The organism is Kribbella sp. NPDC026596, assembly GCF_040638415.1.
In the GTDB taxonomy this organism is placed as follows: domain Bacteria; phylum Actinomycetota; class Actinomycetes; order Propionibacteriales; family Kribbellaceae; genus Kribbella.
Genome location: NZ_JBEZYF010000033.1, coordinates 45,260 through 66,830, shown reverse-complemented (window position 1 = coordinate 66,830; position 21,571 = coordinate 45,260). Strand labels below are relative to the sequence as shown.

The 21,571-nt window shown below is 69.1% G+C and carries 15 protein-coding genes; 9 read left to right on the top strand and 6 right to left on the bottom strand.

Annotation, left to right across the window (positions count from 1 at the left end; genetic code table 11):
* Positions 1-25 precede the first annotated feature (25 nt).
* From AB0E63_RS25960 to AB0E63_RS25945, 4 genes are read left to right on the top strand one after another with little or no spacing between them, the layout of a single operon-like run.
* The gene (locus tag AB0E63_RS25960; protein WP_360371328.1) at positions 26-1,231 is read left to right on the top strand and encodes an acetyl-CoA C-acetyltransferase; all 1,206 of its coding nucleotides are present in this window, start codon (positions 26-28) and stop codon (positions 1,229-1,231) included.
* Positions 1,228-1,998: a 3-oxoadipate enol-lactonase gene (gene pcaD, locus AB0E63_RS25955; RefSeq protein WP_360371325.1), complete on the top strand. Its 771-nt coding sequence runs from the start codon at positions 1,228-1,230 to the stop codon at positions 1,996-1,998. The genes AB0E63_RS25960 and pcaD overlap by 4 nt, the downstream gene beginning before the upstream one ends.
* Positions 1,995-2,768: a CoA transferase subunit A gene (locus AB0E63_RS25950; RefSeq protein ID WP_360371322.1), complete on the top strand. Its 774-nt coding sequence runs from the start codon at positions 1,995-1,997 to the stop codon at positions 2,766-2,768. The genes pcaD and AB0E63_RS25950 overlap by 4 nt, the downstream gene beginning before the upstream one ends.
* A 2-nt stretch (positions 2,769-2,770) precedes the next feature.
* Positions 2,771-3,415: a 3-oxoacid CoA-transferase subunit B gene (locus AB0E63_RS25945; protein ID WP_360371319.1), complete on the top strand. Its 645-nt coding sequence runs from the start codon at positions 2,771-2,773 to the stop codon at positions 3,413-3,415.
* On the opposite strand, the gene AB0E63_RS25940 is transcribed toward AB0E63_RS25945, so the two are convergent.
* On the bottom strand, positions 3,405-3,785 hold the full coding sequence (locus AB0E63_RS25940) for a YrdB family protein (RefSeq protein WP_360371316.1): 381 nt from the start codon (positions 3,783-3,785) through the stop codon (positions 3,405-3,407). The two genes, AB0E63_RS25945 and AB0E63_RS25940, sit on opposite strands and share 11 nt — an antisense overlap.
* Positions 3,786-3,917: 132 nt before the next feature.
* Between AB0E63_RS25940 and AB0E63_RS25935 the strand changes: the two genes are divergently transcribed.
* Positions 3,918-4,610: a TetR/AcrR family transcriptional regulator gene (locus AB0E63_RS25935; protein WP_360371313.1), complete on the top strand. Its 693-nt coding sequence runs from the start codon at positions 3,918-3,920 to the stop codon at positions 4,608-4,610.
* A 34-nt stretch (positions 4,611-4,644) separates the two neighbouring features.
* Positions 4,645-5,418: an SDR family oxidoreductase gene (locus tag AB0E63_RS25930; protein ID WP_360371310.1), complete on the top strand. Its 774-nt coding sequence runs from the start codon at positions 4,645-4,647 to the stop codon at positions 5,416-5,418.
* Positions 5,419-5,429: 11 nt separating this feature from the next.
* Here the strand turns inward: AB0E63_RS25930 and AB0E63_RS25925 are convergent, their stop codons facing one another.
* The 5 genes from AB0E63_RS25925 to AB0E63_RS25905 all read right to left on the bottom strand — a co-directional run bounded on the left by AB0E63_RS25925 (position 5,430) and on the right by AB0E63_RS25905 (position 12,737).
* Positions 5,430-7,010, bottom strand: a complete 1,581-nt coding sequence (locus AB0E63_RS25925) for a molybdopterin-dependent oxidoreductase (protein WP_360371307.1) — start codon at positions 7,008-7,010, stop codon at positions 5,430-5,432.
* Positions 7,011-7,113: 103 nt separating this feature from the next.
* Positions 7,114-7,776: a fasciclin domain-containing protein gene (locus AB0E63_RS25920; RefSeq protein ID WP_360371304.1), complete on the bottom strand. Its 663-nt coding sequence runs from the start codon at positions 7,774-7,776 to the stop codon at positions 7,114-7,116.
* 261 nt (positions 7,777-8,037) lie between these two features.
* The gene (locus tag AB0E63_RS25915; protein WP_360371301.1) at positions 8,038-8,844 is read right to left on the bottom strand and encodes an NPP1 family protein; all 807 of its coding nucleotides are present in this window, start codon (positions 8,842-8,844) and stop codon (positions 8,038-8,040) included.
* A 111-nt stretch (positions 8,845-8,955) separates the two neighbouring features.
* Entirely contained in the window at positions 8,956-11,142 is a 2,187-nt protein-coding gene (locus tag AB0E63_RS25910; protein ID WP_360371298.1) for a S8 family serine peptidase, read from the bottom strand.
* Positions 11,139-12,737 carry a copper resistance protein CopC gene (locus AB0E63_RS25905; protein WP_360371295.1) on the bottom strand — a complete coding sequence of 533 codons (1,599 nt, stop codon included), beginning with the start codon at positions 12,735-12,737 and terminating at the stop codon, positions 11,139-11,141. Before AB0E63_RS25905 ends, AB0E63_RS25910 begins: the two co-directional genes overlap by 4 nt.
* Positions 12,738-13,039: 302 nt before the next feature.
* Between AB0E63_RS25905 and AB0E63_RS25900 the strand changes: the two genes are divergently transcribed.
* From AB0E63_RS25900 to AB0E63_RS25890, 3 genes are read left to right on the top strand one after another with little or no spacing between them, the layout of a single operon-like run.
* Positions 13,040-18,226: a hypothetical protein gene (locus tag AB0E63_RS25900; protein ID WP_360371292.1), complete on the top strand. Its 5,187-nt coding sequence runs from the start codon at positions 13,040-13,042 to the stop codon at positions 18,224-18,226.
* 29 nt (positions 18,227-18,255) lie between these two features.
* The gene (locus tag AB0E63_RS25895) at positions 18,256-19,539 is read left to right on the top strand and encodes a multicopper oxidase domain-containing protein (RefSeq protein WP_360371289.1); all 1,284 of its coding nucleotides are present in this window, start codon (positions 18,256-18,258) and stop codon (positions 19,537-19,539) included.
* A gap of 13 nt (positions 19,540-19,552) precedes the next feature.
* Positions 19,553-21,550, top strand: a complete 1,998-nt coding sequence (locus AB0E63_RS25890) for a multicopper oxidase domain-containing protein (protein ID WP_360371286.1) — start codon at positions 19,553-19,555, stop codon at positions 21,548-21,550.
* Positions 21,551-21,571: the final 21 nt, after the last annotated feature.

Here is a 21,571-nt window from a genome sequence, read left to right as displayed (position 1 = left end):
GTCTCCTCGGCCTACCGTCGAGGGCATGAGCGACGTGGTGATCTGCGAGCCGATCCGTACTCCGGTGGGACGCTTCGGCGGTGCGCTGTCCGCGCTGTCCGCGGCCGACCTGGCCACCGCCGCGCTCGCCGAGCTGGTACGCCGGACCGGCCTGCGCGAAGGAGATGTCGACGACGTCGTCCTCGGCCAGTGCTACCCGAACGGTGAAGCACCGGCGATCGGCCGGATCGCGGCGCTCGACGCGGGGCTCGGCACGTCGGTGCCCGGCCTTCAGGTTGACCGCCGGTGTGGCTCAGGGCTGCAGGCTGTGATGTACGCCGCCGGCATGGTCGCCACCGGGGCGGCCGGGCTGGTTGTTGCCGGAGGCGCCGAATCCATGTCGCAGGTCGAGCACTACGCCCTCGGCCTGCGGACCGGCGTCCGCGGCGGCGTCGAGCTGCACGACCGTCTGATCCGCGCCCGCGAGACGGCCGGGGGCAAGCACCACCCGGTCCCAGGCGGCATGGTCGAGACGGCCGAGAACGTACGACGCGAGTACGGGATCTCGCGCGAGGAGCAGGACGAGTTCGCGCTCCGGTCACATCAACGCGCGGTGGCCGCCCAGGCCGAGGGTCGTTTCGCCGACGAGCTCGTCCCGCTGGAGGTGCCGGGTCGGCGTGGCACCACTGTGGTGACGGCCGACGAGCATCCGCGACCTGACACCACCCTCGAAGGCCTGGCCGCTCTGCGCCCGGTCATGCTCAAGACCGACCCTGACGCCACGGTGACCGCCGGTAACGCGAGCGGCCAGAACGACGGCGCCGCGCTCTGCATCGTCACCACCCGGGACGAGGCTGAACGCCGCGGTCTCCGTCCACTCGTCGCCTTGCGCTCCTGGGCGGTCGCCGGTGTGGGACCTGAGGTGATGGGCATCGGTCCGGTCCCCGCCACCGCCGCGGCCCTCGCGCGCGCCGATCTCACCCTCGACGCCCTCGACCTGATCGAGCTGAACGAGGCCTTTGCCGCGCAGGTCCTCGCCTGCCTGCGCGAGTGGAAGATCGACCCTCTCGACCAACGCCTGAATCCCAACGGCTCCGGCATCTCGCTCGGCCACCCGCTCGGTGCGACCGGCGCGCGGATCCTCGCCACACTCGCTCACGAGCTCCACCGCCGCGACGGCCGCTACGCGCTCGAAACCATCTGCATCGGCGGCGGCCAGGGCATCGCAGCCGTCTTCGAGGCTGTTCGGTGAGTACGGTCGCTCACCTTGTCAGCGGTCGGCCCGATGCGCCGACTGTGCTGTTGGCGAACTCGCTCGGCTCCACCTGGGAGATGTGGGACGCCAACCTCGCCGAGTTGGAGCGGCAGTTCCGCGTCGTCCGTTTCGACACCCGCGGCCACGGCCGTTCCCCGGAACCGCCCGGTCCCTACACCATCGACGACCTCGCCGATGACGTCATCGCGCTGCTTGACGACCTCGGCGTCGAGCGAGCGCACCTCGTCGGGCTCTCGCTCGGCGGCATGACCGGCCTGCGACTGGCGGCGCGCAATCCCGACCGAGTCGATCGGCTCGTGGTGCTCTGCACCGGCGCCCGGCTCGATCCGCCCTCGCTGTGGACCGATCGCGCTGAGCTCGTCCGCGCGAAAGGTACGACTGCCGTCGCGGAGTCCGTCGTACAGCGATGGTTCACGCCTGCCTGGCTGGCCGAGCATCCGCAGGTACGCGCGGAGTCCGAGCGGATGGTCGCGTCGCAGCCGGCCGAGGGGTACGCGGCCTGCTGTGAGGTGATCGCGACGATGGACCTGATCGACGACCTCCCGGCGATCAGCGCGCCGACCCTCGCGATCGCCGGTGCCGACGACCCGGCCACGCCGCCCTGGCAGCTGGAGCGCATCGCCACCTCAGTTGCCAACGGCAAGCTTCTCGTCGTACCTGATGCCGCACACCTGGCCTCGGCGCAACGACCCGATCTGGTGACGCCGGCTGTCATCGCCCATCTCCAGGAGGCTGACGCATGAGTGTGGACAAGGTCGTCGCGACGCCCGCCGAGGCGGTCGCGGACCTGCCTGACGGGACCAGCCTCGCGGTCGGGGGATTCGGGCTGGCCGGCATTCCGTGGTTCCTGATCGAGGCGCTGCTCGAGCACGGCGCCCGCGACCTGACCGTGGTGTCGAACAACTGTGGCGTCGACGGCGCCGGGCTCGGGTTGCTGCTCGAGCAAGGCCGGATCAGCCGCGTGATCGCGTCGTACGTCGGGGAGAACAAGGAGTTCGCCCGTCAGTACCTGGCCGGCGAACTGCATGTCGAGCTGACACCGCAGGGCACGCTGGCCGAGCGGCTGCGCGCCGGCGGTGCGGGCATCGGCGCGTTCTTCACCCCGACCGGCGTCGGCACGCTGGTCGCCGAAGGCGGCCTGCCGTGGCGCTACGGCCCAGACGGGACGGTGGCGGTGGCTTCGCCGGCCAAGGAGGTCCGGACGATCCAGGGCCGCGAGATGGTCCTCGAGGAAGCGATCGTCACCGACGTCGCGCTGGTCCGGGCCGCGGTCGCCGATCGGGCCGGCAACTGCGTCTTCCATGCGGCCGCGCGCAACTTCAACCCGGTCGCCGCGATGGCAGGCCGGCTGACGATCGTCGAGGCCGAAGCGGTTGTCGATGTCGGCGTGCTGAAGCCGGACCGGATCCATCTGCCCGGCGTTTTCGTCCAGCGCGTCGTACCACTCACCGCTGAGCAGGCCGCGCGCAAGAGCATCGAGAAGCGCACCACCCGGCCGCGAACGGAGGCCTGACCATGCCCTGGTCCCGCGACGAGATGGCGGCCCGCGCGGCCACCGAACTCTCCGACGGCGAATACGTGAACCTCGGCATCGGCCTGCCGACGCTCGTCCCCGGCCACCTGCCGATCGGCTCGGCCGTCACCCTGCAGGCCGAGAACGGCATCCTCGGCGTCGGGCCCTTTCCGTACGACGAGGACGTCGACCCGGACCTGATCGACGCCGGGAAGCAGACGGTCACGGTCGTCCCGGGAGCGTCGTACTTCGATTCCGCGACCAGCTTCGCGATGATCCGCGGCGGCCATGTCGACGTCGCGATCCTGGGCGGCATGCAGGTCTCGCGGTACGGCGACCTCGCGAACTGGATGGTCCCCGGCGCCATGGTCAAGGGCATGGGCGGCGCGATGGACCTGGTCAGCGGCGCGCGCCGCGTGATCGTCCTGATGGAGCACCGCACCCGAGCCGGCGCCGCCAAACTCGTCGACACCTGCACCCTTCCACTCACCGGCCGCCGCGTCGTCCACCGAGTCATCACCGACCTCGCCGTACTGGACGTCGCCTCCAACGCCTTCGACCTGGTCGAACTCGCGCCGGGCGTCACGGCCGACGACGTCGTACAGGCGACCGCCGCCCCCGTGGCGGTCCGCGCGGTCAGCGGCTGATCGTGCTCGAGGTCGCCGCCGGGCTGTCGGGGTTGAGGTTGCCGGCCTGGATGATGATGAGGTTCACGGCGACCGTGAGGACGAAGGTGGCGGCCACGACTCGGTGGTCGAGGCTCCACAGGGCCAGACCGGCCAGGCCGAAGAACGCGACCTTGACGACGGTCGTCACCACCGGGCTGCCGTAGTCGGCGGTCGGTGCGGCGAACAGTCCCCAGGTGACCGCGGCGATCAGCGGCAGGCCGATCGCCAGCAGCACCCGCAGTCCGATGTTGTCGCCAGTGCGCCAGCCCCACCAGGCGAAGATGCCGAGCCCGGCGATCTCCATGCCGAAGGCCAGGCCGAGGTTGCTCCAGCGCCAGAGCTCGTTCATCGTCCTACACCCCTCACATTTTCCGAGAGCAGTGCTCTCTCTTGCTTCCAGTGTGGGTGATTCCGTCGGCAAAAGCAAGAGCAGTGCTCTCTGAATTTGCCACCGGTCGGCGCCGCGCGCGACAATGAGCCGATGACGGAGACCTCGCGGCAGCGCCGGCATCGGGAGACGATGGCCGATATCCTCCGGATCGCGCACGAGCAGCTGGCCAGCGAAGGCGCGGCCGGCCTGTCCCTGCGGGCGGTCGCGCGCGAGCTCGGGCTGGTCTCGTCGGCGATGTACCGCTACGTGCCGAGCCGGGACGAGCTGCTCACACTGCTGATCGAGGAGTCCTACAACGCCTTCGGTGACGCGGTGGAGGCTGCGGAGTCCCGCTGCCGCCGCGACGACTTCGGCCGTCGCTGGCTGGCCATCGGACGTTCCGTACGCCGGTGGGCGGTCGCGAACCCAGCCGAATGGGCACTGCTCTACGGCAGCCCGGTTCCCGGCTACCACGCGCCCCCAGAGCGGACCACGGCCGCCGGCAGCCGCGTGCCCCTCCTGCTACTCAGCCTCCTCGCCGACGCGCAGCTCAGGCCGACCCCGGACGATCCTCCGATGACGACAGCTCTCCACCGCGAGCTGGACCGACTGCGCCCAGCCCTACCCGGCGACCTTGCCCCCGAGGTGCTCGCCCGCGGCCTCCTCGCGTTCTCCTCCCTGTGTGGTCTGGTCAGCCTCGAACAGTTCGGCCAGTTCACCAACACCATCACCCAGTTCCCCGCTCACCTCGATCACCAGTTGGCCCGGCTCGGCGCAGTACTCGGTCTCCCCGACCCCGGGTGACCGAGCAGCGGTTGACATGCCGCATGGTGGGGTCATGGATCTTCACCTGAGCGGTAAGACGGCACTCGTCACCGGTGCCAGCAAGGGAATCGGGCTGGCGACGACACGGTCGCTCCTGGCCGAGGGCGTCAAGGTCATCACCGGATCCCGGACGGTCGGCGGAGAGCTCGGCTCGTTGCCGGTCGAGGCCGTGGCCATCGACCTCGGTACGGCGGAGGGGCCGGCCCGGCTCGTGGACGAGGCGGTCGCGCGGGCCGGTGGTTTCGACATCCTGGTGAACAACGTCGGCGCCGTACGCCCACGGCCGGCCGGAGTCGCCTCGGTCACCGACGAGGACTGGCTCGAGACGCTGAATCTCGACCTGTTGTCGGCCGTGCGGACGACTCGCGCTGCGCTGCCGGTTCTGCTCGAGCGGGCGGGCGCGATCGTCACGGTGTGCTCGGTGAACGCGACGCTGCCGGATCCACTGGTGGTGGACTACAGCGCTGCCAAGGCCGCGTGCCTCAGCTTCTTCAAGTCGCTGTCCAAGGAACTGGCGCCCCGAGGCGTTCGGGTGAACACGGTCAGCCCTGGACCGGTGGCGACCGATCTGTGGCTGGGTGCCGGCGGTGTCGCGGAAACGGTCGGTGGAGCTGTCGGTGCCCAACCGGGCGATGTCGCAGCCCAGGCCGCCGCGGCATCCCCCTCCGGCCGCTTCACCCGTCCTGAGGAGGTCGCCGACCTGGTCGTGTTCCTAGCCAGCGACCGGGCCGGCAACCTCGTCGGCGCCGACATCGTCATCGACGGCGGCCTGACCCCCACCATCTGACCAACCCTGGGCTACTCGACCATCACCACGGTGTTGTGCAGGCCGCTGGATCCGTTCGGACGCGGCGCCGCACGATCGGCGGTCTGCAGCTTCCCCTCGCCGTCGGTGGCCCGGACGGTGAGTTTGTGATTGCCCGGCGTCGCGTGCCAGCGAAACGTCCACTGCCGCCAGGTGTCGATCGAGGCCTCGTCCGCGAGCGTCGCCGGCTGCCAGGGGCCGTTGTCGACCTGGACCTCGACGTTGGCGATGCCGCGGTGCTGGGCCCAGGCCACGCCGGCCGCGACCGCCGGCCCGGCCTTGATCGTGGCGAACCCTTTCGGTACGTCGATCCGCGACGCGGTCTTGATCGGCGCCTCGACGGCCCAGCCGCGGTCGGTCCAGTACGCGCTGAAGTCGGCGAACCGGGTGACCTCGAAGTCGACGATCCACTTGGTCGCCGAGACGTACCCGTACAGCCCCGGCACCACCATCCGCACCGGGAAGCCGTGCTCGAACGGCAACGGCTCACCGTTCATCGCGACCGCGAACATCGCGTCCCGCCCGTCGGTCAGGGCCGCCAGCGGCGTACCGATGGTGAGACCGTCGACACTCGTGGACTTCACCGCGTCCGCACCCGTGCGGACGCCGGCCTCGCGGAGGATCTCCGCGATCGGTACGCCGATCCAGCGAGCGTTCCCGACGTACGGGCCGCCGACCTCATTGGAGACACAGGTGAGCGTGATGTCGCGCTCGACCAGGCGCCGGTCGAGCAGGTCGGCCAAGCTCAGCCGCAGCTCCCGGTCGACCATGCCGTGGACACGCAACTCCCAGTTCCGCGGGTCGACCTTCGGGACCGTGAGCAGCGTGTCGACCCGGTAGAACGACTTGTTCGGCGTCATGAACCGGCTCACCCCGGCCACATCCGCGGACACTCCGCTCGGGAGCGCGCGAGCAGGACTGCCCGGCGCCGGAATCCTGACCGCCCTGCGAGTCGCCTCGTCGACGCCCCCCGGCACCAGCCGCGAACTCACCACTCCGGCCGCGCCCGCGACGCCGAGCGCCATCGCCGTCGTCAGGAACCGCCGCCGATCGAAGCCTGGTACGCCGGACGCAGGCTCTGTCTTGCTCGTCTCCGGAACGTTTGGGCCGAGGGCCTTGAGGATGAGGATCATGCCGCCCGTGGCGACGATCAGAGTCACCACGCCGGGCAGCAGCCGGGTGAACGGATCGGCCGCCAGCGTACGTCCCGTGGCGGCCGCGAGGATTGCCAGCGCACCGAAGCCGACCGTGAGGCCGACCGCGACGCGGGGGCGTGATGCGCCGACGGCACCGGCCACCAGCGCGAACACCACCACTGCGAACAGGACACCGCCGACGAGAATCGGTTTGTCGGCGGTGCCGAGGTTCTTCACCGCCCAGTCCTTGGCCGGCCCGGGCGCGAGGTCGATCAGTTGCGTCCCGACCCCGACCACCGGCGACGTGCCACCGGCCAGCGCCGCGGTCAGCTCGCCCAGACCCAGTCCGGCGACGGCGGCGGCAAGCCCACCCGCGGCGGCCCGGATCCGCCGGCGGCCTCCCATAGCGCGGATCCGCCGGTGCGACATCAGTGACATGACCCTGCTCCTGCATCGTCGAGGACCTGGAGACGGGTCGGTGCCATCGGCAACTGTCGGTCGATGACACCGGCCCGGGACTGCGGTCGTCCGGTGCTGCTGGTCAGGCGGCCGGCGGCATCAGGACGGAGTCGATCAGGTAGACGGTCGCGTTGGCGGTCTTGACGCCGCCGCAGATGACGTTCGCGCCGTTGACCTTGAGGCTGTTGCCGGAGCCGGTCACGGTGACCTCCTGCTTCTCCACGGTCGCGTGCTTGCCGACGACGGCCATCGGGTCGAGCTGACCGGCGACCACGTGGTAGGTGAGGATCTTCGAGAGCAGCGCGTCGTTCGTCTTCAGCGTGTTGATCGTGGCGGCCGGGATCTTCGCGAACGCGGTGTCGACCGGGGCGAAGACGGTGAACTCGCCGCCATTCAGCGTCGACACCAGGTCGACCTTCGGGTTCAGCTTGCCGGAGACCGCGGCGACCAGGGTGGTCAGCAGCGGGTTGCCGGAGGCGGCGGTGGCCACCGGTGCGGCGGCCATGCCGTCGATGGAGCCGGCGCCGTTGGGGTTCGCCTTGGCGTAGTCGGCGCAGCCAGGCCCGACGAGGCCGGCGGCCGCATCGTCCATCGACGCGGACGCCGAGGGCGTGCTGCTCGTGGTCGTCGAGGACGAACTGGAGCTGGATGAGCTGTTGTCATCGCTGCTGCCACACGCCGCCGACGCGAGGACGAGGGCCAGAGCAGACGCGGCGAGGCCGGCGCGGACGATCTTTCGTGACATGACGATCTCTTTCCTGGTGAGGGCGTGAGCGGCATCGCTCACGGCTGACAGCCAGGGATTCGGGGTCGTCGTACCGGCGGATGGGTCGGATCGGGAAAGAAATATTTGCTGCGAGCAACCGATGCAGCTGCGGCGGCTGCGTCTCCTGACCAAAGACGCCGCCGCCGCACTGGTGCCGCCGGGCTGTCAGCACGCCTGGCACCACTCCAGAGCTTCGGACCAGCCGGCGGCCCGGATAGGCCGACGGCTGGTCCTGCTGCGTCAGGCCCAGGGGTCGAAGGGGATGCCGCTGGGCTTGGAGGCGTTCAGGAGGTTGCGGAACCGGTCGTCGTTGTCGGTGATCTTGATCGTGGCGGAGCCGAAGTCGGCGTTCATCAGGATGTCCCGGAGCCCAGTGCTGGGCCAGCCGGTCCAATCGACGATCGGCGGGTACCGCCAGTTGTGGTAGTGGTTCTCCGGCGGTTCGTCATTGCTGTTGGCCAGCCGGAAGAAGTGCGTACTCGCGCCGTCCTTGTGGTAGACGACCTTCGGGTGTGACCCGTCGAAGCGCACCTGCGACCTCGCATAGGTCACCTGGCTGCTGTGCTGCGTCGTGGTCACGTACTCGACCTGGTTGGACGCCTGGTTGATCCACGAGATGACGTGCTCGAAGTCGTGCCGGTGCCCGCCGAGGCCGCTGCCGGCCACGGCCTGGTCCTTCTCGAAGTAGCTGGCGTAGACGACCGCACACCACCCGTTGTTGCACTTGGAGCGGGCGTAGGTCTGGCTGTTGTCCAGGTCGGATTGGTCCCGGCAATTGCCGTTGACGGCGCCGGTCGGGTTGAGCCCGGGGTTGAGGGTGCCGTCCGCTCCGATGGCGGGGGTGGCGTAGCACCCGTCGCCGTCGTAGTCGTAGGCCGGCGAGAACGACTGCTCGTAGCCACCGGCGTTCTGGGGCAGGGACGGAGGCGGAGCCGCGTACGCCGCTGCCGCGGAGGTGACCGTCAGCAGGGCAGTGCCGAGCAGCACGCCGAGCCAGCGGCGCGCACGTCGGGGTCGGGGGGATGGGGCGGAAGCGAGATCGCTCATGTGTCGCTCTTTCAAGGGGGCGGGAACGAACGATCACGACCATGACATCCAGACCGCTCTACGGCATATACGTCACGTGTCTACAGATTGACGCTGAGTGAACTCCGGGGCTCAGCGCACCAGCAAGGTTGCTGTTGTCTGGTGGGTCAGGGATCCGCTGGTGGCGGTGACCTTCAGGGTGTAGGTGCCGCGGGGTGTGCTTGCCGTGGTCTTCACCTTCAGCGTGGCGCTTCCTGGCGGGAATACCGGTGTGCCGATCCAGCTCGCGGACGTGTTCGGCGGTAGGCCCGACACCTTCAGTGCCACTGAGCCCGTGAAGCCTCCGGTCGAGAACACTCCGATGGAGTAGGTCGCGGTGAACGGCCGCGTGACTGTGACCGAGGACGGGCTGATCGTTAGCGCGAAGTCCGGCCGGTTGACGACCAGGTTCACCACGACCGAGTGGCTGAGGGTGCCGCTCACGCCTGACACGGTGATGGGGTAGGTCCCAGCGGGTGCTGACGCCAAGGTGGTGACGGCGAGCTGCGCCGTACCGCTGCCATGGACGACCGTCGGGCTCATCGCGGCTGAGCCCACGGTCGCCGGGAGTCCGGTGGCGGTCAGCGCCACATCTGCGGCGAAGCCGTTGGTGGGAGCGACCGAGACGCTGTACGTCGTGGACGCCCCGGCGTTCACCGTCCGACTGCTCGGAGTAGCGGTGAGACCGTAGTCCGGCGGCGGCACGACCGTCAGCGATGCGGTCGCCGTACGACTCACCTGGCCGTTCGTGCCGGTGATGACGAGCGAGTTCGTGCCGGTGCTCGCCGGGCCGGTCACCGTGAGCACAGAGGTCCCAGCACCACCGACCACCACGGGTGGGTTGAAGGTCCCGGGCAGTCCGCTGACCGAGAGCGCGACATCACCGCTGAAACCCCCACTGCTCGTGATCGTCACGGTGTACGTGGCGGTTCCACCCGGCAGAACGCTGACCGCTGCGGGCGTCACGGCCACGCTGAAGTCCGGCGTACTCTGCAACCAGTTGTACGACGCCACGACGTCGAGCCGGCCGGAGCCGTAGTCGTTGTCCGCCCCCGTCGGGCCGAGGTCGACTGCACCCGATTGCAGCGCCGCCTGCTGCCGATCGGCGGACAATCCGGGGGAGGCCTGAAGCAGAAGGGCCAGTGCGCCGGCGACGTGTGGTGCGGCCAGGGAGGTCCCCGAGACGTCCAGATAGCCGCCGTACAGGTCGGTCGTGCGGATATCCGTGCCGGGAGCAACCAGCTGTGGATAGGTCCCCTGGGTGCAGGCCGACGGTCCACGGCTGCTGTACGGGTCGATCAGCCCGTTCCCGTCGACCGAGCCGACCGCGAGCGCCTCCGGGTTGTTCGCCGGGCTGGCCGACGTACCGGCCGTCGGTCCGTAGTTGCCGGCGGCAAAGACCGGGAGAATTCCGGCCGTGCGCAGGTTGCGCAGGTCCGCCTGGAACTCGAGGCTGCAGCTGCCGGCCGTCATCGTCCACGAGTTGTTCACCACATTCGGCGCGTCGGCGGTCGCTGGGTTCCCGTCCGGGTCGAGCAGCCACTGGTAGCCGAGATGGATAGCCGTCGAGCTTGCCTGCCCGCGGTCGTTGAAGATCTTCACCGCGATCCAGCGCGCATCCGGCGCGACCCCGATCGCGGAGCCGCCACCGTCGCCGCCGACCATCACGCCCATCGTCTGGGTACCGTGACCGATCAGGTCGATCGGCGTCGCCGGGTGCTGCCCGTTCGGGTCGTACCAGCTGTTGCTGCCGCCACGCCAGCGCGCGGCGAGCTCCGGGTGGCTGATGTCGATGCCGGTGTCCATCGAAGCCACGACCATGCCTTGACCGCGGTAGCCGAGGTCCCACAGTGCCGGTGCGTTCACCTGGGTGAGATTCGGCTCCACAGTCGTCGCAGCGGCCGCGGACGGTGCCTCAATCGTCGTACTGGGCCGGACCTCGCGGACATCCGGCCGATGCGCCAACTCGGCTGCCACACTCGCGCGCACCCGGGCGCCGATCGCGTTGGTGATCCACAGTGGCACGACCGACGTCACGCGGCCCTGCTTCTGCCGTACGGCGAGCAGGTCGCGGGCACCGCGCTGCGTCGTGTTGGCATGGTCCCGCAACGCCTTCTCCAGTTGACGAATCCGCTCCCGCCGATCCGGCGTGGCGATCGTGGGGGCCGCCTGCGACTTCATCACCACGATGACGTCGACGAACGGATCGGACACCGGCGCGGCGAACGCCGAGCCGGACAATGCCAGCGATGCGACGACTGCAACCGCTACAGACCTCATCGTGAACCTCCCGGACCCCGAACGAGCCACCAAGCACCAGCCACGACCCCAAGCTCCAGCAGCAACAACGCCGCGACATCCGTGTACGGCGCCAGCCTCCGCCCCGGCGCCGGCCGGACCGCAGGCGACGACACCTGCCAGTCGAGCGGTACGGCGTACTCCTGACCACCCCGATGCAGTACGGCGACCATCCGCACGGCACCCGCCGTACCGGCCCGATACGTAGCGAAGTAGCGAGTCGTGGTCAGCCGCTGCAGTACGACGGTCTGATCGCCGATGCGCAGGTCGACACTCGCAAGCGGAGCCGGTGCGGGCCGGCGACTGCTGTCCGCGAGCACCGTAAACCAGTTCACTCCCGGTCGGTTCGGGGTCGCTGACACCGTGACCACCAGATCCGACACGAAGCCAGTGCGCGTCACCGCGGAGGCGACGTCGGACGGCGGACTCACCGGGGGAGCCGACCCGACCAGGGCCGCGACCGCAACCAAGAGCACTGCTCCGACACCGCTCTCGACAGCGATCGTGCGAACCGGGACGGACCGCCGGCGCAACCGCCACGCGTTCAGCAGCCCCAGGACGCCGATAGTCGCGAGCAACCCGGTCTTCACCAGCAGCAGCCGGCCGTACGACGTGGCGACGAGGCTGCGGGGCGTGGCGACCTCGAGACCTGCGCTGTAGAGCCCGGACGCCAGGACGAGCAGGACACTGCCCGCCGCCATGACTGAGAACGGCCCTCTGAGCTGTCGCGCCAGCTCCCCGCGAGGGCGACGCCAGAAGACGACGAGCAACGCAGGAACCGCACCCAGCCACAGCAGTCCGGCAAACGCGTGGACGGCATCAGCAAGTAACGCGAAGAGCCGTCCTTCCGGCAGAGCGGCCGCATGACTGCCGAGAGCCTCGAGCCACGCGAGTACGACGAGCGGCAACAAGAGAGCCGCGTGAGCCAGTCGCCCGATCAGCACCAGCGCGACCAGCAAGCAGAAGACGATCAGCGTGATCACGCGAGCCAACGACGGCTGCAGGGCCATCGCGATCAGTGCGGACACCAGAGCCGTCACAACCAGCCGACGGCGCGCAGCAACCGCGGTGGGGTCCATCGGCCGGCGAAGAACGAAGACAGCCACCGCGACCGGCCCAACCACACCAGCCAGCGCCAGCAGCCAGATCCACCGCCCGACCAAACCACCCGAGTCACCGGATGCAGTTGCCGGCAGCAAGGCTCCGGAGTGCCCGATCGCGAAGGTCACGGTCCCACTGGTCGTATGACTGTCGCGCGCCGACACGGCCACCCACAGCAGGCCGTACGAGCCGACTGCCAGGCTGGGCAGTTCGACCGCGATCGCCCGCGGATCGCCAGAGCCTTTGACGACCTCGGTTCCGGCAACCGTGACGCCGTGCTCGTCGACCAGACGCGCCGTACTGCGGGCCGCCGCGATATCGCCGCTGAACCACAGCCGGGCCAGCCCGGGGGACTCCGCGAGCACGGTGCCGTCGGCCGGGTCTGACCGGACCAGTTCGGTGTGTGCGACCGCGACCGACGGCAGTGCGCAGAGGAGAAGCACGCCGGCAAGCATCAGCAGACAGCGGCGCCGCACTGGCTCCCCCTCACTGCCGGCCCTGTGCTGGATCCTGGGACACTGCCTGGATCCTGGGACACCGCGCCGGCAGTTCGACGATAGGAACCGTCGCGCCGGTCTGCTCCGGTTCATGACGCGACCGTCATTTCATGACCGGGCCGTCATCCGCCGAGCGCGGGCAGATGACCGCCGGATGACCTGCGGATGACAGAGCCGTCATGGAACCCGCCGGACGCGCCGGACGGCCGGATGATCACCCACAGATGTCCAGGCGCCAGGCGGCAGCCTGCTCAGGTCGTGCCGCCAGGAGGGTGGTTCTGATGTCTGCAGCTTCGACCAACCGTGTCGGTCGACCGTTCCGGCTGATCCGCCGTACCCGGGCGGTGGTGGCCCGGGTCGCGGTCCTCGGCCTGATCGCCGCCACCCTCCCCGGGCTGGCCGCCCTCACCGGATCGGTGCCGAAGGCCCAGGCGGCTGCCGCCTGTCCCGCGGCGGGCTGCTCGGTCACCGTCGACGCGCGCGACTTCCCCACCGGCAATCCGCTGGCGAACTTCAGCTACATCATCAACCTCGACAACACGAAGCTGCCGAACGACCCGAAGGCGCTCAACACCGAGAGCAACAGCCCGATCGTCCGCGAAGGCGACCAGACCCGCACCACGGTCACCCTGCCGGCCGGGCGATACTTGATCTCGGTGCGCGCGCTCGACCACAAGATGTGGGGCAAGTACATCAACCTGCCCGCCGACGCCGCCGCGGACGGATCACTGACCGCACGCGTCGACCTGACCGTGCAAAGCGACGAGCACCCGCTGCCACTCGGCAAGATCCGCGTCTTCGTGTTCGAGGACAACGCCTGGGCGAACGGCGCTCCCGACACCGAGGAAGCCGGCCTGTCCGGGTTCCAGATCGGCCTCGAGGAACAGACCCACAACGCGGTCACGGTCGACTACAACAACCAGCCGCTGTGCGGTGGACTCTGCCTGACCAACGGCGACGGCTTCAGCCTGGTCGACAACCTCGGTCCGGCGACGTACTTCATCGACGTCCATCCACCGGACCGCCCGTGCAACAGTGATCCCGACAGCCGCTGGTACCAAACCACCACGATCGACGGCGGTCTGCAGTTGCAGGCGCCGACGGAAGAGGGTGCCGACGGGACCGGTGCGCCCGGCGAGCAATTGTGGGAGCCGCCGACAGCACGGACGGCGTACTGGTTCGGCTTCGTCTGCGCACCACAACCGTTCGCGACTCCGGGCACCGGCGAGATCACCGGTACGGCGCGCAACTGGCAGGGCTGGCCTCCGTTCGACCAGTTGACGCTCGGCGAGCCGGTCGCGAACCCGTTCGTTGCCCTGAGCGACAGCAGCACCGACCGCACCGTGTTCATCGGCCAGGGTGACGGCGACGGCAACTTCGACATCCAGAACGTGCCGGCCGGCAGCTACAACCTGTCGCTGTGGGACGAGCAGCTGAGCTACATCATGCGGATCCTGCCGGTCACTGTCCCCGCCGGTGGGACCGTCGCGGTCGAGGATCCCGACCCGATCCACCCGGACGAGCACGGCGTCGGCGTGTCCCGCTGGTTCGGCTGGCTGGACGGTCATGTCTACAAGGACCTGAACGGCAACCAGATCAGGGATCCCGGTGAGCCAGGTATCGCGAACACCGACATGGACCAGCGCTGGCGGGACGGCTCGATCAAGGAAGCCACCTTCACCGATCCCTCGGGCTACTACCAGTACCCGACCGCGGAAGGCGGTCCGCTGGGTCGTTGGATCGTCAACGAGCAGGGCTTCGCCCGCTTCGGGGTCAGCGGCGCGTCGCAGCACGACGAGTTCGACCCGAGCGTGGTCACGCCGATCCCGACCGACCTCGGCGGGGCGTTGCTCACCAACCAGTTGCTGACCGAAGGCCACCGCGCCACCGTCGACTGGGGCAAGACGGACTACCCGGCCGGTACGCCGGGCCAGATCGTCGGCATCACCTACTTCTCGACCACCCGGAACGAGTTCGACGCCCGCTTCCAGGCGCACGAGGACTACGAGCCGGCCATCCCCGACGTCACCGTGTACCTGGAGACGCTCGGCACGGACGGCCTGCCGAACACCGCCGACGACGTGATCGTGAACAAGTACGTCACTGATCACTGGGTCCAGCCCAGTGGTACGCCGCCGACCGACCCGGCAACGTACGCGCCTGGCTGTTCGGTTCGCAATGCGGCCGGCGCAGACATCAGTGCGGACCTCAACCCGGACATCGGGCCGAACTGTCTCGAGGTCCCGATCACCGGTGAGCAGACCAAGGACGGCGCGTTCGACGGCGGCTACGCCTTCGCCGACTACTGCCCGACCGGCTACGACCTGACCGCCGACGACGGCACGTGCACCGGCAACACCCAGCCGACCGCGCTGGTGGCCGGCACCTACATCACCCACGTGGTGATGCCGACCGACACCACCGACAGCCGGGAGTGCAACCCGGCCGGCGCCTCGCAGCGGGTCAGCCACGCCAAGGGTTCACTCCCCGGCGACGGCACCGGCTGCCTGTACCGCCCGGTCCGCGAAGAGGACGTGAACGTTGACCTGGGCAACCACTTCACGCCGGCCATCCCGCCGCCGCCGTGCACCGGTGACGACCACGTGATCGACCAGTCGACCCTGGTGACCCGGAGCAACTACTTCGGCGTGGCCGGTGCGCACGCACCGCTGTGCGACAAGCGCCTGGTCGTGCTGCAGAACAGCCAGAACGCCAACGCCGACTTCAACCTGATGACGAACTTCCGCACCGACCCCAACGGGACGGACCCGGCCGACACCCGCACCGGTGATGTCGCCGAGCCCGGCCGGTTGGTCGGCCAGGTGTTCAACGACATCTACTTCGAGCGCAACCCGCAGTCGCCGTGGTACGGCGAGCCGCGGCCGATCGGCAACATCCCGGTCGGTATCTACGCCCGGGTCGACACCGCCGGCCCTGGCGGCAACGTGAACCTGCCGTACGACGCCAACAACTGGCGGCTGCTCACCACGGTGAAGACCAGCCCGGACGGCTCGTTCGAGGCGTTGGTCCCGTCCACCGAGACCCTCAACTGCCCGATCCCACAGGGACCGTGCCCCGGGATGTACCTCGTCAAGGTCGACGACCCCGGCTCGAAGACGGCACCGAACCCCACCTACAACCCGAACTTGCTCACGGCAACGACTCCGGCCGAGGCCTGGCCGGGTCTGACCACCCAGCTCGACTTGCCGCTGGACCCGATCTCCGGCACCGGCTGTGAGGATCCCGCCGTACCGGCACGACCCGAACTGCTGCAGGTCGACACTCCCGTTCGCACGGCTGGCCAGGTGATGACGATCCAGGCCGACTTCATCGGCGCGCAGGGCACCGCTACCGGCGCGACCGGAGTCCGGGCAACCCTGACCGACGACCGCACCGGCTCGTCGGTGACGCTGACCCGGGCCAACGGCGGCATCGTCAGCTGGACACCCGGTACCTCGGGGACCACCGGCGTACCCGATCAGGTCCAGATCCGCATCCCGGCCTTCGGCCTGACGTTCAGGCCGGGACCGAAGCATCTGACCCTGATCACGTCGAACGCCAACGGCGGCGTGCCGACAGCGAACGGCATCACCGTCCACGTCACCGGATCGTCCGGCGGCATCAACTACAACCCGAACGTCGTGAACGTCGCCGCGCCGACGCTCACCGGTCACCAACTGCAGGCCGCCATCGACGCCGCCCCGGCACGCAGCCTGCTGGTGCTGAAGCCCGGCACGTACAACGAGAACGTGCTGGTCTGGAAGCCGCTGAAGATCCAGGGCGTCGGCCCGGGCGGCATCATCGGAGCGCACGAGTTCCAGGCCCGCGACCCGGAGGACCCGCGCTTCCACGTCCTCGGCTCGGTTATCGACGGCCGCTACTTCCAGCAGAACGCGACCGCGTACGACGCCACCATCGCGGCCAACGCTCCGTACGTCGACGCGGCCCATCCCGTCCTGCGGGGTGCCGATGTCACCGTGGTCGCGAAGACGGCGACGGCGTACGACCTCGCGGGTACGACGACCGCGGTCAACCAGATCGAGTTCAACCGGTCCCGGATCGACGGTGTCGCCCTGATGACCGGTGGCTCGGGCGAAGGTGCCGGCGGCATCCAGTTGCAGGCGTCGATCAACAACGAGCAGCTCACCAACAACGTGCTGGAGAACAACGCCGGCGTCGTTGCCGGTGGCATCGGGATCGGCCAGCCGTACGACCACGCCAGCCACAACTTCACCGTGAAGGTGGCGAACAACCGGTTGCTCGGCAACGGCGGCCTGACCCAGGCCGGTGGGCTCGGCATCTTCTACGGCTCGAACAACTACGAGGTCACGGGCAACATCGTCTGCTCGAACTTCAGCGTCAACTACGGCGCCGGCATCTCCCACATCGGGCTCAGCACCGGCGGGAACATCCACGACAACCAGATCTACTACAACGACTCCGTCGACTCCGGCGCGGGCGTCGCGATCGAGTCCGAACTGCCGGTCGGCGGCGGGCTCGGCGACGGCACGGGCCAGGTGTCACTGGACAAGAATCTGATCCAGAGCAACTACTCCGGTGACGACGGCGGTGGCGTGTTCGTCCTCGACGCGCTCGACGGCGTGATCAACATCCGCGACAACATGATCGTCGACAACGGGTCGGCCGACATCGGCGGCGCGATGATGCTGGACGACTCCTCGAACGTCCGGATCATCAACAACACCGTGGCGAACAACGTGGCCACCGCCTCGTCGGAGAACTCCGCGATCGGCGAGCCGCACTCGGCCGGACTCGCTTCCGAGGGCAACGATCCGCTCTGGCAGAACGACGCCCGGTACGTCGCGCAGTACCCGAACGCGGCGACCCGGCCGGACTTCTCCCGCCCGGTGGCCCAGTTCAACGACATCTTCTGGAACAACAACGCGTTCACCCTGACCGGCTTCGGCCCGGGCTCCACGCTGGTGGACCAGGGCTTCATCGACTTCGAGGTGCACGGTACGACGAACAACGCCGACACGTTCGTCCCGCGGTACTCCGACCTGACCAACGGGCAGATCCTCGGACCGGACGGCGTCCTGCACGCGGTACCCGGCGGCCAGGGCAACCTGATCGGTACCGCCCCGGCCTTCGTCACCCCGTTCACGCTGGAGCTGACGGTGTCCGGGTCGCGGCTCGATCCGCAGACCGCGGCGGTCACCATCACCGGCGCCGACCCGCCGGTCGGGCTGACCGGTGACTACCACCTGCTGGCCACCAGCCCGCTGCTGGACCGTGGTGTCCGCTGCTCGAACACGCCCGCACCAGTACCAAACCTCGCGGCGTGCACCGGGGGTGCGGTCCCGGCCCCGACCGGAAGCCCGGCGACGAACGGCGGTCTGGGCGACTACGACAGCCAGTTCCGTCCGCAGCTGCGCACGCTCCGGATCCTCACCCCGTGGGACCTGGGCGCGGACGAGCTGCCCGGCGTCCCGATCCCGTTCCCATGAGCACCTATCAGCCTCGGCAGGAGGACGCGATGAGCTCGCACCCGACCGGCTTCGGACGCCGGGACTTCCTGAAGGCCACCGGCCTGGGTGCGCTGGGCACCCTCGCCCTCGGCGGGGTCGGCGCCGGCCTGGTCCGCGGGACCGGCGCCGCCGCGGCGGCCACGACCACCCTGGCGCTGGCCGCCACGGACGGCTACGTCACGGCGCCCGGCCGTGAGGACGATCCGCTGTACATCTTCGGGTTCATCCCGGTGAACCCGTCGGCCACGGTGGACCAGCTCATCACGCAGTACAAGGGCCATGCCCAGACCAGCGCGCCGACCATCGACGTCAAGCAGAACGACGACGTGAAGATCACGCTGACCAACCTGGGCCTGGTCCAGCGGCCCGATCTGACCGACTCGCACACCGTGCACTGGCACGGCTTCGACGTACCGTCGCCACTGAACGATGGTGTCCCCGAGGTCTCGGTGGCGGTGCCGATCGGCAAGCAGTTGACGTACTTCTACCGCCCGCACCGCGAGGGCACGTACATGTACCACTGTCACTTCGAAGACGTCGAGCACGTTCAGATGGGGATGACCGGCATCGTCTTCGTCCGCCCGCTCCAGGACGGTACGACGGTCGGCGGGTTCTCGCGGTTCGCCTACAACGACGGTGACGGGTCTACCGGCTACCACCGGCACTTCGCGATCTTGCTCAACGAGTACTGGAGCAACTTCCACGACGGCGACCGGGACATCCAGGAGTCGATCGCCACCGACTACGAGCCACAGTGGTTCGTCCTGAACGGACGCTGCTACCCGCAGACGACACTGCCGAACGACGACCTGTCGCTGCCGCCGACCCTGCGGATCGCGACACCGAACCCGAACTACGACGATGCCCCCGACTACAGCCTGCCGAACTCCGCTCTGATCCAGGTGAATCCGGGGGACCGGGTCCTGCTCCGACTGGCGAACCTGGGCTACCAGCAGCACGCGATGCAGCTGCCCGGCATCCCGATGCACGTGATCGGCCAGGATGCGTCTCTGCTGCGCAACGGCAGCACGGACACGTCGTACTGGACGAACACGCTGTACATCGGTCCGGGTGAGGCGCGGGACGTGCTGTTCGACGCACCGGCGTACTCCGCGGCCAGACCGTCCGGGAGCGACGGGCGTGGCAGCTACAACGTCTACTTCTTCAAGAACCGGGACTGGCGCAGGTTGTCCAGCCTCGGCGCACCCGGCCCGAGCGGAATGATGACCGAGGTACGGGTGTATCTGACCCCGCTGCCGGCGCAGACCGTCGTGAGCCAGACCTATGTCTGAGCAGGAGGCGACGATGACACGCAGTACTTTGCCCCGCATCCGCCGGTCACTGGCCGGTCTGGCGCTCGCCGCCGGTCTCCTGGTCCCGATCGCCTCGCTGAGCGCCAGCGCGCAGCCCGAGGCTGTCGCACCGATCGGCATGATCTGTACGCCGGGCACGGTAGTGGGCTCGACGCGGACCTTCGACCTGGTCGCGTCCGCGGGCACGATCGACACGCCGGACGGCAACAGTGTCCTGATGTGGAGCTACTCGCCGGCCGGCGGGCACTTCCAGAGTCCCGGACCGGTGCTGTGCGCGACGCAGGGCCAGACGGTGGTCGTGAACCTGCACAACAACTTGCCTGAGGCAACCTCCATCGTCTTCCCCGGCCAGGACAGCACGGTAGCCCCGAGCGCCGGCAGCGCCGGCCTGCTCACCACCGAGGTCGCCGCGGGTGCTGACATCACCTACACGTTCACCGCGGGCCAGCCCGGGACCTATCTGTACGAGAGCGGATCGGACGTCGCCAAGCAACTCGAGATGGGCCTGGCCGGTGCGCTGATCGTCCGGCCGACGCTGGGCGACGACTTCGCCTACGCCGACGCGGCGACCCAGTTCGCACCGAGCCGCGAGTACCTGCTGCTGCTCAGCGACATCGACCCCGACCTGCACCACGCGGTCGAGGTCGGCGGCACGTACGACGTCAACGCGCTGCGGAACCGGTACTTCGCGATCAACGGCCGCGAGTTCCCGGACACCATCCAGGACAACGGCTCCGCCTTGCTGCCGAACCAGCCGTACGGCGCACTGGTCCGGCTCCAGCCGAACTCCGCCGCCGACAACCGCCCCGCGCTGATCCGGATGATCAACGTCGGTGCGGTCAACCACCCGTTCCACCCGCACGGCAACCACACCCGGCAGATCGCGCAGGACGGCCGGCTGGTCGCGTCCACCGAGCACTTCGGCGAGACGATCGGCTCCGGGCAGACCGAGGACTTCCTGCTCCGCTGGGACGACGTGGACAACTGGAACCCGACCGCGAACCCGCTGCCGGTCGCCCAGCCGAACTACCGCAACCTGTTCTTCAAGGACGGCAACACCTGGTACAGCGGATCGCCGTACCTGGGCTACAAGGGGACTCTGCCGGTCGGCACCGTGTCCCAGAACGCCTGCGGTGAGTGGTACTTCCCGCTGCACAGCCACGCGCTGAACGAGTTCACCAACTTCGACCAGGGCTTCGGCGGCATGGGCACACTGCTCCGCGTCGACCCGGCGGGTGGCTGCTTCGGCTCAGCGACCTCGTCCTCGCTGATCGGGGCCACTCTGAAGTCCGGCTCGGTCGCCGCACTCGGTCAGTCCGACGACGTCTACTACCAGCTCAATCCCAAGACGACGACGCGCCCGACAGCCACCACCTCGGGTCAGACGTCGATCACGGTCGCCTCGGCCGCCGGATTCCCCACTACCGGCTCGTACTTCGTTCGCATCGACAACGAAGTCCTGCAGGTGACCGGCGGCCAGGCGACCACCACCTGGACGGTGACACGTGGTCAACTCGGCACAGTGGCGGCGACTCACCTGAGCGGTGCGGTCGTGACCGCCCTCGCGACCGACTGGTACGGCGCGTTCGGTGGCGTACCGGCCGGCAGCGCGAACCTCAAGGTGATCTACGAGGGCCGTAACTGTGGCGTCACCACGACAGCCACCTGTCCGGCAGTCACCACCAACCTGCCGTTGCAGACCGTCAAGATCTGCAACTGGACGGTGGCCGGCGCGGCCGGCTGCAGTACGGCGACCTCCGCGGGCTGGACGACGCTGCCGGCACCACCCGCCCAACCCCAGGGCGTCGGCTCTACCCCGGACGTCAGCTCCACGTGGACGCTGCCGGGGCCGGCGAGCGCCTACATCGGCACCGGGTCGTACGCCGGCCAGGTCCGAGTGCTCGTCCACACCCAGCGATACACCGCACCCGCGCCGACGACGTTCTCGACCTGGGGCGACCTGATGAAGATCGTGTACGACGCGCCATGACCGGGCACGAGTGGCAAAGGA

Excerpts from the sequence above, each read along its gene's own strand:
- AB0E63_RS25940 (WP_360371316.1), bottom strand. The coding sequence starts at position 3,785 with ATGAACGAGCTCTGGCGCTGGAGCAACCTCGGCCTGGCCTTCGGCATG.
- AB0E63_RS25950 (WP_360371322.1), top strand. The coding sequence starts at position 1,995 with ATGAGTGTGGACAAGGTCGTCGCGACGCCCGCCGAGGCGGTCGCGGAC.
- AB0E63_RS25945 (WP_360371319.1), top strand. The coding sequence starts at position 2,771 with ATGCCCTGGTCCCGCGACGAGATGGCGGCCCGCGCGGCCACCGAACTC.
- AB0E63_RS25920 (WP_360371304.1), bottom strand. The coding sequence starts at position 7,776 with ATGTCACGAAAGATCGTCCGCGCCGGCCTCGCCGCGTCTGCTCTGGCC.
- AB0E63_RS25915 (WP_360371301.1), bottom strand. The coding sequence starts at position 8,844 with ATGAGCGATCTCGCTTCCGCCCCATCCCCCCGACCCCGACGTGCGCGC.
- AB0E63_RS25890 (WP_360371286.1), top strand. The coding sequence starts at position 19,553 with ATGACACGCAGTACTTTGCCCCGCATCCGCCGGTCACTGGCCGGTCTG.
- AB0E63_RS25960 (WP_360371328.1), top strand. The coding sequence starts at position 26 with ATGAGCGACGTGGTGATCTGCGAGCCGATCCGTACTCCGGTGGGACGC.
- AB0E63_RS25935 (WP_360371313.1), top strand. The coding sequence starts at position 3,918 with ATGACGGAGACCTCGCGGCAGCGCCGGCATCGGGAGACGATGGCCGAT.
- AB0E63_RS25895 (WP_360371289.1), top strand. The coding sequence starts at position 18,256 with ATGAGCTCGCACCCGACCGGCTTCGGACGCCGGGACTTCCTGAAGGCC.
- AB0E63_RS25925 (WP_360371307.1), bottom strand. The coding sequence starts at position 7,010 with ATGTCACTGATGTCGCACCGGCGGATCCGCGCTATGGGAGGCCGCCGG.
- AB0E63_RS25930 (WP_360371310.1), top strand. The coding sequence starts at position 4,645 with ATGGATCTTCACCTGAGCGGTAAGACGGCACTCGTCACCGGTGCCAGC.
- AB0E63_RS25910 (WP_360371298.1), bottom strand. The coding sequence starts at position 11,142 with ATGAGGTCTGTAGCGGTTGCAGTCGTCGCATCGCTGGCATTGTCCGGC.
- AB0E63_RS25900 (WP_360371292.1), top strand. The coding sequence starts at position 13,040 with ATGTCTGCAGCTTCGACCAACCGTGTCGGTCGACCGTTCCGGCTGATC.